This window comes from Polaribacter sp. Hel1_33_78 (assembly GCF_900106075.1).
Classification (GTDB): domain Bacteria; phylum Bacteroidota; class Bacteroidia; order Flavobacteriales; family Flavobacteriaceae; genus Polaribacter.
This window is the reverse complement of sequence record NZ_LT629794.1, coordinates 511,843-525,819: the sequence shown is the minus strand read 5'-3', so window position 1 is coordinate 525,819 and position 13,977 is coordinate 511,843. Positions and strand designations below refer to the sequence as shown.

Genomic DNA, 13,977 nt, shown 5'->3' with positions numbered 1-13,977 from the left:
AGTGAAATAAAAAATATAAGAACTACATCATCTCTATTTGATATTTGTTGAATTTTAAGACTCCTTTGCATGAGTCAAATCATTTGTTTTTAACCGAAGTTTTTATGAGAAATATCATTTTTAAAGCTAGCTCACCTTTGTATTTTTGGAAATGTATATCTATGAAGTTAAATCATATTCGTTTTTCTTTCTATTTAATACTACTAATTGCATTGAAAGCTAAATACAAGTATGAACAAACATCAAAAACATACAGCACTACTTCAACAAATTTTTGACGCTTCCTCTCAAGCGATACTTGTAATCGATAAATACAAAACTATTATACAAGTAAATAAAGTGGCTTGCGATTTTTTCGCTTTTGAAAAAGCAGCATTAATTGGCCTAAAATTAGATGCTTTATTTCCTGCTATAAATTATAAAGAAGGAAATTATAAGGGTATTTGGATTCATAAAAAAAATGGCTTAAAAGCTTTAGTTGACCTTCGGGTGCAAACTATACATGATAATGATATTGCTGAAGCTGCTTTTTATATTACAAACATTGCAGATAATTTGATATTTCAATCGACTCATAAAATAAACCGAAACAATTTATTGAATATAGAAAGTGATGGTAATATAGGCACTTGGCACTGGATTTTTGATACAGATGAGCAACACTGGTCTGATGAGTTATACAAAATTTGCGGACTATCTCCTGGAGATAATAACCTAAACGCTCGAACAGCAGTATTATTTCTTCACCCAGATGATAGGGAACTCGCCAGAAAAACTATGAACTATGCTATTGAAAATAAAACACCTTACCTCTATGAAAACAGAATTTTAAGGCCAGATGGCACCATAAGATTCATAAGAGCGAAAGGCAAAATGGAATTTGATAGTGCAAGTAAACCCATACAAATTTCTGGAACAGTAAAAGATATTACCGAAATTAAGAAAGCTGAGATTACTATAAAAAAGGAGAAGAATTTACTCTTTAATTATATGGATACTGCATCTTCAATTTTTTTAGTTATCAATGCAAATCATAAAATTGAATTTGCTAATCGGAAAGCGCGTGAAGTGTTAAAAGTTTTAGATTCAGAAATCATTGGTAAAGACTGGTTTAATAGTTTTATACCAAAACACAACAGAAAGCAATTATCAACATTATTTGACCAAGTAATAAAGGGCGAAACTGTGCCTCCAGACACCTATGAAAATATAATCTTGGTTGAAAATGAAGAAAGGCTCATTCAATGGCGAAACGGAATTTTAAGGGATGCTAACAAAAATATTATAAGTATTGTTAGTTCCGGAATAGATATTACGGAGCAAACTTACAATCAAAAAAAATTAAAAGAACAAATTGATAAGAATGCTGCCTTACTCCGTGCTATTCCAGATATGATATTTGTTCAGGATAATGAGGGAACATTTTTAGATTTCCACGCACCAGATCCTACAAAGCTATTAACTTCTAAAAATAAAGTTATTGGAAATAACATGAAAGAAATTCTCCCAGCAAAGGTGCATAAACTCTTTCATCAAGCGCAATTGCGCGTTCTAAAAAATAAGCAAGTAGAAATGGTTGAATACACAATTGAAGAGCTTGAGAGGACAATCTTTTATGAAGCGCGCATAGTGCCCATGAATGCAAAAAAACTGCTTACCATAATAAGAGATGTTACCGTAGAAAAAAAAAATGAAAAAGAACTGGAAGAGAGTAAGCGAAAACTAAAAATTTACTCCGAAATATTAGAGAAAAAAGTACAAAAGAGTTCAAAAGAGATAAAGGTTGCCAAAGAACAACTTGTTACTTCAAATTTAAACCTAAAAGATCAGATACAAGAAACACAAGTAGCTGAAAAAATTGCACTTGTTAGTAAATCCTTATCTACAGCTATTGCCAAGAACTTTCCTAATGGATTTATTATCGTATTTAGTATAAACTCGGAAATACTACTGAAAGAAGGGGAAGCTATATCTCAATTAAAATTAAATAAATTCATTTCTGAAGGTATGTTTGTCGATGACGTTAGTATCGTTTCCGAAAAACAAAAGAAAAAGATTAAAGTCCAAATCAGAGAGACCATAAATGGTAAACACCTTCGCTTCGAAATAAAATACAAAAAAAAACATTTCTCTGTGAATACAAAGCCTTTATTGGATGAAAATGATACTATTTCAAGCGCGTTATTTGTATACAATGATATTACTTTTCAAAAGAAAATTGAACTTAAAGTCCAAAATGCCTTAAAGAAAGAACAACAACTTAATGAGCTGAAATCATGTTTCATTTCCATGGCGTCGCACGAATTTAGAACTCCACTAAGTGCTATAAATACCTCTGCAATTCTTATTGATAAACAAAACGAACCTGGCAAGGAAGAAAAACGCGAAAAATATGTTGGAAAAATCAAGAAAAATGTAAAAAACCTGGTAGTCATTCTAAATGATTTCTTGTCGCTTAGTAAATTGGAAGAAGGAAATATTACAGTCCATGGAGAATTATTTGATTTAATTGACTTTTCTAAAAAACTAATTGAAGAAATAAAAATTACAACAAAAGTCGGTCAAAATATTATTTTCTCATCCCTAGAAAGTAAAGTATTCATTAAACTTGACCCAAAACTAGTTCGCCATATCTTGCTAAATTTGTTGTCTAATTCAATTAAATATTCCCCAGAAGATAGTCAGATTAATTTTAAAATTAAAGAAAATAGCACGCATGTTTCTATAGAAATAAAAGATCAAGGTATTGGCATTCCAAAGGAGGAACAAAAACAATTATTCGAACGTTTTTTTAGAGCTAGAAACACACACAATATTGAAGGTACGGGGATTGGTCTTAATATCGTAAAGCAATATGTAGAACTTATGAATGGCACTATTGATTTTAAGAGCCAGATGAACAACGGCAGTACTTTTAAAGTGAAGTGGCCAAAACCTAATGAAAAATAAACTAATGAAAAAGATACTAATCATAGAAGACAACTTAGATGTTCGCGAGAATACTGCAGATATTTTAGAGTTGGCAAACTACAAAGTTTGCACCGCTGAAAATGGAAAAAAAGGAGTCCAAATAGCTAAGCTAGAAAAACCCGATATTATTATCTGTGATATTATGATGCCAGAACTTAACGGATATGACGTCTTAGAAAACTTACATAAAAACCAACAAACAGCCAGTACTCCTTTTATATTTCTTACCGCAAAAACTGAAAAAATAGATGTTAGAAAAGGAATGAACCTAGGTGCTGATGATTACCTTACCAAACCCTTTGAAGAAAACGAATTGTTAGATGCTATTGCTACTAGACTTAAAAAACATCAGCTTTTAAAAAAAGAATTCTCAAAAGATCTTAAAGGGGTCAATCAATTTTTTGATGAAGTATCATCTTACCAGGGAATGAAGGAGCTTTCCAAGGACCGTAATGTAAGATTATATAAACGAAAAGACTTTATTTTTATGGAAGGTTACCCAGCCCATAAACTTTATTTTGTGCAAAGTGGCGCTATAAAAACCTATAAAACCACGGAATCAGGTAAATGCCTGGTTACAGGTATAAGTGGACCTGGTCAATTTATTGGTCAATTATCATTGATTGCTGATAAAGGTATCTATAGAGATACTGCATCAGTTATAGAAGATGCAGAGATCATTGAAATTCCTAAGACAGATTTTACAACGTTATTATATGGTGATAAGTTAATTTCGAATAAATTTATTACTATGATATCCAACGATCTTATTGAACTTCAAGAAAAATTGGTAAGTATGGCTTTTGCTTCAGTGAAACAACGATTAGCAAAAGTACTATTACAGTTGCATTCTAATGAGCCACATACTAGTCCCGAAACTAAAGGAATCCATATTTCAAGAGAAGATTTAGCGGGTCTTATTGGCACTGCCAACGAGACCGCTATTAGAATGCTTACAGATTTTAAAGATGAAGGATTAGTGATTATTGGTCCACACAGAGAGATCATAATTATAGACAAAAAAAACATAGACGAGATTGCTCAATTTGGGTAAAAAACTACAAGATAGAACTTAGCGGGTCGCAGCCAACTACTAGAGAATCTATACATTGAAAATAGCACTATACTTGGTTGCCAAAATAGACGAGATGGTCGTTAACCAAAAAGTGTTCGTTTTGAGCGAATACTGAACGGAAGTAATTTGAAAATAATTATGATTTATAACCATCAATAAAAGTTTTCCTATTAAGGAAATACTGGCCGTTTATAAATTAAATATCATCAAAATAAACACTTTTTACTAATTACAATCTAATGATTAACGAGCTGAATGGCCTCCTTACTTATTTCAAAAAAACGGTAACTTAAACACATAAAAAAAACTGGAAAAAACATGTTTTTCCAGTTTCTGGATCAGTATAAAAATTAGTTTATTTATACAAGACCCAAATCAAATCAATCCCCCAATTGATAAATTCTTGAAATTATTTCTATTTTATCTTTAGCACTTAATTATAAAAATGAAACTGGAAGCCGAAACTCCCAGTTTCTTATGATGCAACTAGTATTACTTAATCCTGTTCAACGCATTAAAAAGTTTTATTTCTAAAACTCTAAAACAACATATGGTCGTCCTAATGCAATGTCAATCGCGTCATAATGACTTTGCTTACCTTTCGGAAGACAAAAGTCAATTCTTTATAAGGAAATCGAGACACCGAAATATCTCGATTCCCTTGAAGATATCAAATGTAGTTTAAGGCTACTTGCAATCTTGAGTAACTAATGCTAGAAAACTCTGCAACACAAGACTTAAAACACTTTTGGATAACTCCAAGATTTTGAGGATACTGCTATCCCTAAAATCTATATTTTAATATTACCAAAGAACTTATTACTTTAATTATACTGCTAATGTAAAGCAACTTTTAAAGATGAAAAATGACCTAGATCAGTTTTCTAATATTTAGATTAAAAATCTTAAAAAATCTTAAAAAAAAATGAAACTGGAAGCCGAAACTCCCAGTTTCTTATGATGCAACCAGTATTACTTAGTCCTGTTCAACACATTAAAAAGCTTTATTTCTAAAACTCTAAAACAACATATAGTCGTCCTAATGCAATGTCAATCGCGTCATAATGACTTTGCTTACCTTCCAGCAGACAAAAGTCAATTCTTTATAAGGAAATCGAGACACCGAAATATCTCGATTCCCTTGAAGATATCAAATGTAGTTTAAGGCTACTTGCAATCTTGAGTACCTATTGCTAGAAAACTCTGCAACACAAGACTTAAAACACTTTTGGATAACTCCAAGATTTAAAGGATATTGCTATCCCTAAAATCTATATTTTAATATTATCAAAGAACTTATTACTCTAATTATACTACTAATGTAAAGCAACTTTTAAAGATGAAAAATGACCTAGATCAGTTTTCTAATATTTAGATTAAAAATCTTAAAAAATCTTAAAAAAAAAATGAAACTGGAAGCCGAAACTCCCAGTTTCTTATGATGCAACCAGTATTACTTAGTCCTGTTCAACACATTAAAAAGCTTTATTTCTAAAACTCTAAAACAACATATAGTCGTCCTAATGCAATGTCAATCGCGTCATAATGACTTTGCTTACCTTCCAGCAGACAAAAGTCAATTCTTTATAAGGGAATCGAGACACCGAAATATCTCGATTCCCTTGAAGATATCAAATGTAGTTTAAGGCTACTTGCAATCTTGAGTACCTATTGCTAGAAAACTCTGCAACACAAGACTTAAAACACTTTTGGATAACTCCAAGATTCAGAGGATACTGCTATCCCTAGAATCTATATTTTAATACTATCAAAGAACTTAATTTTTTAATTATACTACTAATGTAAAGCAACTTTTAAAGATGGTACATGACATAGATCAGTTTTGTAATATTTAAATTAAAAAACTTATAAAATCTTAAAAAAAATGAAACTGGAAGCCGAAGCTTCCAGTTTCTTATGATGCAACCAGTATTACTTAGTCCTGTTCAACGCATTAAAAAGTTTTATTTCTAAAACTCTAAAACAACATATAGTCGTCCTAATGCAATGTCAATCGCGTCATAATGACTTTGCTTACCTTCCAGCAGACAAAAGTCAATTCTTTATAAGGAAATCGAGACACCGAAATATCTCGATTCCCTTGAAGATATCAAATGTAGTTTAAGGCTACTTGCAATCTTGAGTACCTATTGCTAGAAAACTCTGCAACACAAGACTTAAAACACTTTTGGATAACTCCAAGATTCAGAGGATACTGCTATCCCTAGAATCTATATTTTAATACTATCAAAGAACTTAATTTTTTAATTATACTACTAATGTAAAGCAACTTTTAAAGATGAAAAATGACCTGGGTCAGTTTGAGTATCTTTTTTAAATTATCTCAAAAAAAAGTCTGAAATCACCTTTTTGACTTCCAAATTTTTCCCTGCACGAAAGATCGCTATCCTCTTTCTTTCCTGTTTTCAAGGTCTTGAAGAGAACCTATCAAGCCTTTATAATATTTGACTCATTTACTTGTGGCATTGCATTGCTGTTTGCGCAATATCGATTCCTAAAAGTATTTTTATAAAAAAACTTAATCTACAGATGTTGCTGCTGGTGGTGTTAACAAATTAAAAAACTGATCTAGTTTAGGAAGGATGATAATCTCTGTTCTACGATTAAGTGCTCTTCCTTCAGGAGTTTCATTTGTTGCTTTTGGCACGTATTCTGAGCGTCCACCAGCACTCATTCGTTCGGGTTGTACATTAAAATCAGTTTGCATTAAGCGTACAATAGCCGTTGCTCTTTTAGTACTTAAATCCCAATTATCTTCGATACAGAATGTTTTAATAGGAACTGTATCTGTATGCCCCTCAATCAAAATATCTAACTCATTATGATCATTCACAATACTTGCTATTTTTCCAATAACCTCTTTTGCTGAATCGTTTATACTAAAACTTCCCGATCTAAAAAGCATTTTATCCGAAATAGAAACATAAACAACTCCCTTTTTTATCTCAATATTTATATCCTCGTCATCGAAATAGTCTAAAGATCGTTTCAAATTCATTACCAAAGTCAGATTAAGTGAATCCTTTTTTTGCATAGAGCTCGTTAAATCTTTTATATAGGAGTTCTGTGCACCCAAAGCTTCCAAAGATTTTTTAATACTCTCGGCTCCCGACTTACTTACTACCGAAAGGTCTGAAAGCCTGTCTAAAAGGTTTGTATTTGTACTTTTAAAATACTTTATTTGCTGCTCGAGCGCTTTGGATTTACTCTTTTCATTTGCTAGATTATTTTCTAATATTAGACGTTCATTAGAAATATTTTTGAGATTAGTTTCGCAAAGTTCTGCGCTGTTTTGAAGTTCTGAGTATTTTTTTTGACTCACACAAGCGGTCAATAAAAACAGCATTGTCACGCTTATTAAGGTTATGGTTTTCATCTTTTTTAACTTTAATTATTTATAATATATTGTTTTAAACAGTTGTGACTTAAAATATTCAATTTCAAACATTAACAGTAACATTACTAAAGCAAAAGGATAATTCATTTTTAATACTGAACTATTATATTATTCCATAAGAGCATAGCGCTATATGAAAATATGATTAAAAATAATTCTTTTTAATGCCTTAGGCACTTCTCCTCTAATATCCTCTATCTCTCCTGGTGAAACATATCGCTTTAACATTAAAAACGTCTTATCAATATAATCTTCAGCAATTTCGTCTAATTCAAAATCAGACATAGCGGTTTTACCATTGAACGATCTGATGAGGTCAATAAAACCCTCGATGTTTTTCACCTTTTCTTTCTTCATTTTACTAGACCACCCGTTCACATAAACAGCCTTTAAAAACATAGGAAGTTGCGCAATAAACTGCAATGACTCTTCGGTAGAAATAATATAACGTAAACCATGTAAAATAGACATCAACACACGACCTGCTCTTTCTGGGTTCTCTGAAAGACCAAGCTCTTTAGCATATTGTTTAAGAAAAGTATTTCCTTCTGCTGCATATTGATTAAAATTAAGTGCCATAATTATTCATATTTAGATACTATAAAATGTTTGTTTGATTCTTTAAGGATTTGCATTGCTTTTTTATCTAATACTGGATTAAAATTCCTGTAAAACTGACCCACTGCATTAAAATGTTTGGGAACTTCTATGCAAACAACCTCATCTATAAAAGGTGAATTATAAAGTCTATTAATAGCCGAAGATGACCCAACGGGAAACGCCACCACAATCTTTGAAGGTTCTTCTTCCTTTATTAATGATACCGTTGCCAGTATTGTACTTCCAGTCGCAACCCCATCATCAACAACAATAACAATTTTATCTTTAAGAATCTTAGGGGCAAAATTTTTATAATATTGATCCTGTCGTTGTCGTAATATTTTCCGAATACGTCGTGTTTCTTCTTCTATATATCTATGTGTTGCTTCCGCCGAGTCTGCTACATATTTACCCTGAAGACTTACCGCCCCAATGGCAAACTCTTTATTAAGTGGATGACCAATTTTCTTTGTTAAAACAATATCTAAAGGAGCGTTAAGCGCTTCTGCAACTATTGCTCCTAAAGGAAGTCCTCCTCTTGGGATAGCCAAGACAACAACATTCTTGTTTTTGTAGCCAATTAATTTTTTAGCTAATTGTATTCCTGCATCTTTTCTATCCTTAAACATAATTTATAATCTTGAATCTCATTTAAAATGAGAAATAAATTCATGTTAAAGAAACGTATAGTTCTATTAAATTCAAATGATGTAGGTCATCAAACCCCTTTTTTGTTTTGTTTAATTATCAAATGGTTTCAACCAAATTAATTTCCTTTTCTGATGTATTCATATTTGCTATCACTTTTATAATTGCATCCGGATTAAAGGAAATACTATCAATACCTGCCTTTATAAGAAAGGTCGAAAACTCTAGAAAGTCACTTGGTGCTTGGCCACACAAACCAATTTTAGTGTTCGTTTTTCTAGCCGATTTTATAGCTCTTTCAATCAACTGTTTTACGGCTTCATTGTTTTCATTAAATAAATCTCCCATTAGTTCTGAATCTCGATCAACACCCAATGTGAGTTGGGTTAAGTCATTAGAACCAATTGAAAAACCATCAAATAATTCTGCAAATTTTTCAGCTAATAAAACATTACTAGGGATCTCCACCATTACATAGATTTCCAGCCCATTCTCTCCACGATTTAATCCATTTTTTTCCATAATAGCAATCACTTTTTCACCTTCTTCAAGGGTTCTACAAAAAGGCACCATTACTTTAATATTGGTAAATCCCATTTCTTCTCGTGCTCGTTTTATGGCTTTACATTCCAAAGCAAACCCTTCTTTATACAAAGGACTATAATATCTAGATGCTCCCCTAAAACCGAGCATTGGGTTTTCCTCTTTAGGTTCAAACTGAACACCACCAATAAGATTTGCATATTCGTTGGTTTTAAAATCACTTAATCGCAAGATGACCTCCTTCGGATAGAAAGCAGCAGCAATGGTGGCGATACCTTGTGAAAGCTTGTCTATAAAATAATCCTCTTTATTTCTGTATGTCCTTGTAATTTTAGCAATCTCCTTTTTAGCCTTTTTATCGTTTAAATTATTAAAATTTATCAAAGCCATTGGATGCACTTTTACTATATGCGTAATCATAAATTCCATACGCAATAGTCCAACCCCATTATTTGGATAGAAAGATAACTGAAATGCATTCTCCGGATCTGCAAGAATCATCTTTGCTTCAGTTGCAGGCAATTGAATGGTAGAGAAATCAATTTCTTCAGCTTCAAATTTGCATTTTCCTTGATAGACGTATCCTATTCTTCCTTGTGCACAGGATATTGAAATTTCTGAGTGATCTTTTATAACTTGTGTTGCATTTCCGCACCCCACAATAGCGGGCACCCCAAGTTCTCTTGAGACAATTGCGGCGTGACTGGTTCTTCCTCCTTTATTTGTAATAATTCCTTTTACCTGTTTTAATAAAGGGTCCCAATCTGGTGTTATGGTATCTGTGACAATAATGGTATTAGAGTCTAATTTTTTGATATCTCTTGGCGATTTTAACAATCGAGCAACGCCAGTACCAATTTTAGTTCCTATCGCATTTCCTTGGCATAAGGTTTCTCCATTCTCTAATAATTTATATGCCGTATATATGCTTTTATTTCTTGTAGAATGCACGGTCTCTGGCCTGGCTTGTGTGATGAATAGTTCATTAGATATTCCATCCTTTGCCCATTCAATATCCATGGGTCTTTTGTAATGTTCTTCTATGATTTTAGCCCATTTTGCCAAGGTGATAATTTCTTTATCTGACAACACGTATTGCTGCTGTTTTAGCTCAAGCGTTGTTATATTTTTGATTCCCAAATCACCTGGAGCGTCTGAATAGATCATGGTTAATTTCTTATCCCCTAATTTCTTCTGAATAATTGGGTTTTTATTTTGATTCAACGTTGGTTTAAAAACGTAGAATTCGTCTGGATTAACAGTTCCTTGTACAATGTTTTCTCCCAATCCCCAGACACCAGATAAAACAATTACATTCTCAAAACCAGACTCTGGTTCTATCGTAAAACCTACTCCCGAGCACCCTTTATCTGAACGAACCATTAACTGCACTCCAACAGAAATTGCAATATTTAGATGTAAAAAACCCTTGTCTTCTCTATACTTTATAGCCCGATTTGTAAATAACGATGCAAAACACTTTTTAATAGCTTCTATTAGCTGTTTTTCTCCATTGACATTTAAAAACGTATCGTGCTGACCTGCAAAACTAGCATTAGGAAGGTCTTCTGCTGTTGCACTACTTCGCACAGCTGTTGCACATAATTTTCCGGCACAAAGCTCATTATACGCTTTCGTTATTTTTGACACAAAACTACTTGACAATTCTCCTGCCAAAATAATATCACGTGCCTGTTTACCGATAGTCTGTAAATTAGAATACTGTGCTCTATCAAGTTTGGTCAATACATCTTCTAATGGAGTTTGAATTTTGTTCTCTTGTAAAAACTCCCAAAAAGCTGCAGAGGTTGTAGCAAAACCATTAGGCACCAATACCCCTTTTGAAGTTAAATTGTTATACATTTCACCTAAAGACGCATTCTTTCCACCTACTAGAGCTAGGTCATTTATGCCGATATCCGCATATTTTATAATATGTGCTGCCATACTGAATTGCTTTAAAGATTAACGAAGTGAATATAGCCGTTTTGCATGCCAATACAAATGACCTTAGTCATCTGACTTTCGATATATATTTGATTTTAAGCGGAGAAAGTAAAATTTCTTTTGAATTTCAAAAAAAGTGACATAGCCAACCTTTAATCTTTCTAGAGTCTTCCATTTTTATCCAATTCAGAAAATTTTGGAAGCTATTTTTTTTGACAAAAACCCATTTATAACTAAGCTTTAGAAAAGTGTTGCAGGATGAAGTCTCATTCATTAAGTACACAAATATGTAAGCTATAATTTTATTTCGATAGAAGATTACCCCCATTTTTGGGATTTCGGCGCAATGAAATCTTGTTTTTTTTTTATCTCGATTAGCTATTCTAAATTTATACCTTAATGTTTTTATTCAGTGCTTTTAGATTTTGCTTAACAAAAATGAATCCTGATTTACAAAAAGCAAATCAGGACTCATTTAGCAATATTCGTAATAAAATTAATTTTAACTTATTATAAAACTACTTCCAACTCATTCTCTACTTCATATACTCCAGGAGCGAAATAAGCAGTTTTTCTTGCTTCATTTTTTTCTGAAATTGAATGCACTTTACCGCGTAACTTTACAGTATGCCCTTCAACATCTACAGTAATATTTTTTGCATCAACATCTGCCATACGCTGAAAAGCTTTTTTAATTTTCTCTTTGATTTCAAATGGTTTTACGGCTTGTTTTATGGCGATTGTATTACTCACTCCGTGCACACCCAATAAATCTTGAACCGATCTCTTAGCTGCCGATTTTTGGTAATCCCATTTCACCTCTCCAGATAAGTAAACCCAGCCGTTTTCAACTTTCACTTTAATTTCATTTTCTGGCACAGAAGAATTCCATTTTAAAGCATCTGCCGTTGCTCTCGCAATTTCCCCATCTGTTTTTTTATAACTGTTTCCATATTTAACCGCTATATCTTCCGCTACTGCTCTTACGCCAGAGACACTTTTAACAGCCTTCTCTGCAGCAAGCTTTTTTGAGTAACTGTCTACCACACCACTTAAGGTCACAACTCCGTTTTTTACGATAACTCCAATTTGAGTTTCATCGATATTTGGTTGCCAAACTAGTTCATCTAGAACATCCTCTTTAATTTCTGAATCTGATTTCATCATTTTTATTTTTAAATATTAATATTAATAACTAAACAAAACTAGCGTACTTTATTATGTTTTAAAATGATACAGGTCAGTTTCATATTTTTTAATTACTGACCCAGGTCATTTTATTTTATCTAATCTATTTGCATCTTTATACATGTAATCCAGCTAAAAATTAGACTCATGACAAATCAGACTTTCTCATATACTAAAGGTCAACAACTTCGCAGCTCTATAAAACAAACACTTCCCAATCTACTTAAATTAAAGCGGGAAGAAAATAAAATAAAATTCAATAAATTACTGCTAGAATTAGTTCCCGATATGGAGAAATATATTGTCAAAAGAATGAGAACTGCAATACAACAAGAGCACTTTCCGAAGAACAAATACAAAGTAGATGATTTTATAGATCAGTTATTTATTGAAATCTATGATCAAATTGAACAATTCTCTAATGAATATGAGTTCTATGTATGGATTTATAAAAAAACCAACGAATTACTAGATGATGCTATTACTGAAGAAACATTTGATGATCTATTTCTAAAAAATATAGATGACTATTCAAAACAAGAATGGGATCAAATGCGAGAAAAATTTACAGCTGAATATGATGGCGATCTTATCATGAAAGAAGACCTCAACGATATATCTTATTATAAAGAGGCATATACACTTAAAGATATATTTATTGAAAATACTGAAGATTATCTTGAAGCAGAAATAGATGAAATCTTGCACGAAGAAGAGGTGGACAAGCACATTCAAATCGTACTTCATAATTTACCATTGCCCATGCAAAATGTTTTTGAGCTCTTTACAAAACAGCATCGTACTCTAGCAGAAATTGCAGAAATAAGAAATATAAGTATTGTAAAAGCGCAGCAACTTTTAAATGATGCTAGAAAATCACTAAAAATCAGCCTATTTAATAGATATACTTTCGATTCAGAAACTCTTTTTATAGATGAATCATAAAATACCTATGGCAATATCTATCCAAAAAATGCAGTTTTTGTGAATTGCTAGACTAGCGTTTTATACTTTGAAATTAAAGTACATTTAAAAGAGCATAGCGCTATAGAGAGCCAACGTTTTTTTTGATTAGGTAAAAATATTTTAAAGAAAAACACTATTGATCATCGATTGTTAAAGGAGTTAATTATTAAAACGCAAACTATGGAATTATTAATATATTCAAAGCAGTATGATGAGTCTGATGCGATTCATAATTTTATGGACTTCTATTACAGTCTGCATATGAAATACTTAGCTAGTGATTTATTAACCAAAGGATTATCTCCTAGCCAAATTACAGATGCTGTAGCAACAGCAATTAAAGTAGCGAATTCTTCAGGTGTTGAAGCGCACAAGCATTTTATGCCAGTTTATAGTGGCATAAAACAAGAAATAATTAAAGATTGTAAGCTCTCAAATTTGGGATACGGATTGGTATTGATCAACGCGAACCCAAACCTCTCTATTGTGGGAGATTTTCAAGTAGATGTTTTAAAACAGTTTCTTCATTTAGATTCTTAATTGAAAAAATCTATTATGGATATAGCACGAATAAGTGTTATATTTTTATGCAAGTGAACTACATTTAAAAATCATCAGCGCA

At 32.1% G+C, this 13,977-nt stretch carries 9 protein-coding genes; 4 read left to right on the top strand and 5 right to left on the bottom strand.

Features of this window, described 5'->3' with window-relative positions; genetic code table 11:
• Window positions 1–231 precede the first annotated feature (231 nt).
• The gene (locus BLT88_RS02365; protein WP_091952769.1) at window positions 232–2,949 is read left to right on the top strand and encodes a PAS domain S-box protein; all 2,718 of its coding nucleotides are present in this window, start codon (window positions 232–234) and stop codon (window positions 2,947–2,949) included.
• Between the two features lie 4 nt (window positions 2,950–2,953).
• Window positions 2,954–4,024, top strand: coding sequence for a response regulator (locus tag BLT88_RS02360; RefSeq protein ID WP_036788062.1), 1,071 nt, complete (start codon window positions 2,954–2,956; stop codon window positions 4,022–4,024).
• Window positions 4,025–6,584: 2,560 nt separating this feature from the next.
• Here BLT88_RS02360 and BLT88_RS02355 read toward each other — a convergent pair.
• The 5 genes from BLT88_RS02355 to BLT88_RS02335 form a co-directional block, all read right to left on the bottom strand.
• Entirely contained in the window at window positions 6,585–7,442 is an 858-nt protein-coding gene (locus tag BLT88_RS02355) for an OmpA family protein (protein WP_091952767.1), read from the bottom strand.
• A 150-nt stretch (window positions 7,443–7,592) separates the two neighbouring features.
• The gene (locus BLT88_RS02350; protein ID WP_036784010.1) at window positions 7,593–8,042 is read right to left on the bottom strand and encodes a DUF2267 domain-containing protein; all 450 of its coding nucleotides are present in this window, start codon (window positions 8,040–8,042) and stop codon (window positions 7,593–7,595) included.
• Window positions 8,043–8,044: 2 nt separating this feature from the next.
• Window positions 8,045–8,692 carry a phosphoribosyltransferase gene (locus BLT88_RS02345; protein WP_091952766.1) on the bottom strand — a complete coding sequence of 216 codons (648 nt, stop codon included), beginning with the start codon at window positions 8,690–8,692 and terminating at the stop codon, window positions 8,045–8,047.
• A 118-nt stretch (window positions 8,693–8,810) separates the two neighbouring features.
• Window positions 8,811–11,201 (bottom strand): phosphoenolpyruvate synthase, encoded by a 2,391-nt coding sequence (ppsA, locus tag BLT88_RS02340; protein WP_091952764.1) that lies wholly within the window; start codon window positions 11,199–11,201, stop codon window positions 8,811–8,813.
• A 510-nt stretch (window positions 11,202–11,711) separates the two neighbouring features.
• On the bottom strand, window positions 11,712–12,368 hold the full coding sequence (locus tag BLT88_RS02335; RefSeq protein WP_197675651.1) for a BON domain-containing protein: 657 nt from the start codon (window positions 12,366–12,368) through the stop codon (window positions 11,712–11,714).
• Between the two features lie 168 nt (window positions 12,369–12,536).
• Here BLT88_RS02335 and BLT88_RS02330 point away from each other — a divergent pair, with 168 nt between their 5' ends.
• Both BLT88_RS02330 and BLT88_RS02325 read left to right on the top strand, forming a co-directional pair.
• Window positions 12,537–13,334: an RNA polymerase sigma factor gene (locus tag BLT88_RS02330; RefSeq protein WP_091952762.1), complete on the top strand. Its 798-nt coding sequence runs from the start codon at window positions 12,537–12,539 to the stop codon at window positions 13,332–13,334.
• 282 nt (window positions 13,335–13,616) lie between these two features.
• On the top strand, window positions 13,617–13,895 hold the full coding sequence (locus BLT88_RS02325; protein WP_091952761.1) for a hypothetical protein: 279 nt from the start codon (window positions 13,617–13,619) through the stop codon (window positions 13,893–13,895).
• Window positions 13,896–13,977 lie beyond the last annotated feature (82 nt).